This is a genomic window from Terrisporobacter othiniensis, assembly GCF_000808015.1.
Taxonomy (GTDB): Bacteria; Bacillota; Clostridia; order Peptostreptococcales; family Peptostreptococcaceae; genus Terrisporobacter; species Terrisporobacter muris.
Window position 1 is genome coordinate 1 of the sequence record NZ_JWHR01000009.1, and the last position, 1,426, is coordinate 1,426.

Annotated in this window: 2 protein-coding genes; one reads left to right on the plus strand and one right to left on the minus strand. The window is 24.5% G+C overall.

What is annotated here, in order from left to right; genetic code table 11:
* Positions 1–222 precede the first annotated feature (222 nt).
* A complete protein-coding gene (locus tag QX51_RS00805; protein WP_039678000.1) occupies positions 223–456 on the plus strand; it encodes a hypothetical protein in 234 nt (77 codons plus the stop codon).
* Between the two features lie 96 nt (positions 457–552).
* Here QX51_RS00805 and QX51_RS00810 read toward each other — a convergent pair whose 3' ends face one another.
* A complete protein-coding gene (locus QX51_RS00810) occupies positions 553–1,275 on the minus strand; it encodes an EcsC family protein (RefSeq protein WP_039678001.1) in 723 nt (240 codons plus the stop codon).
* Positions 1,276–1,426: the final 151 nt, after the last annotated feature.

A 1,426-nucleotide genomic window follows, 5' to 3' on the forward strand; every position in this document is an offset into this window, starting at 1 on the left:
ATAAATGGACTGTACGAAATTATTTTACATATAAACATTCCCTAATTATAAATAATTTAATTTAATTATACTATAATAACTTATTTTTTTAACAATTATACCCAATTTATTTATTCTAAAAAACTTCTTTTTTGTTTTTATTCTTTAATTGTGCATATAATGTCATAAAAATTTAATACTACTAATATATGGACATTTTATTACTTAAAAGGAGTGAAAATAATGGATAATAATTCTTCTTATAATTACAATGAATTTTTACAAAAGCCCGTTGAAGTTAATACTTATTTGAGTTCTGTGCCTATAGTTGGTGAGGTTATCGATTCTGACGAAAATTCTATTACCATAGCCCCAACATTTTCAAATTCAGGATCAGATTATCACAAAAGTAATTTTGACAAAGAAAATACTTATTATTTACCAAACAACTCAATAATTTCACTTAAAGAAATTTAAAGCTTCTTAACATAAATAAATCGTCAAACATTATTTACTTGTAATATGTTTGACGATTTTTATTTAGCATTTTGTGTACTTGTCTATTTCTATTATTTACTTAAACTCTTCCAATCTCATTCGATATGAATTAATTGCTACTTCGCCTAATTTATCAAGTAGTTTACCATTAACATAAAATCCAACAGCTGCTCCTATACCTGGCATTAGTTGCAATAGTTTAGCCAAATCTAAATAATCTCTATATTCTTGTTGAAATGATTGCCAATTAAAATCATTAATATCATTTGGTAAACCACATGAATAAGCTTCCCAATTCTCCATTTTATCAAATATATTTTTACCATAACTTTGAGAAGAAAAGGCTAATTGAATTATATGAAGTATATATAGTCTTTCTTTATAATCTCTAACATCAAATCCATAGATTGCTGCAATATCATATAAAAGTTTCACCTTTATACTGAGAAGTAATGGGAAATCGGTCATACCTAAAATAATACCTCCTGCCCCTGTTGCAAATCCTTCTGCCATAGCAGTTTTTTTATAAAAGTTTATTTTACTATTCACAATTTTTTCTCTTTCTTCTATAGAAATATTTTCAAAAGGTTCTTTAGTAATATATTTATATCCAAACAATACTGATTTCACCATGGTCTTAACTGCATTAGTTAGTATTTCATGATATTTCTTAGGCAACATACTATTAAACTTCTTTTGTGTCATTGATGTAACTTTATTTATTAAAGATACTTTCTTTTTCATTTCTCTTTTCCATAGTTTATGTTGAACCTTTGCATCAATCATATAATTGTCCATATAAACCTCCTTTGTTAAAATTTATAATTCCATTATTACAATTATTTATCTTATCGCAACATTTAAAATATATATTTATTTCCCAAGAAATAGATATATATTTTTATATCATTAATTTTTTTCAAAAAATAAAACCATAGTAATAATATAC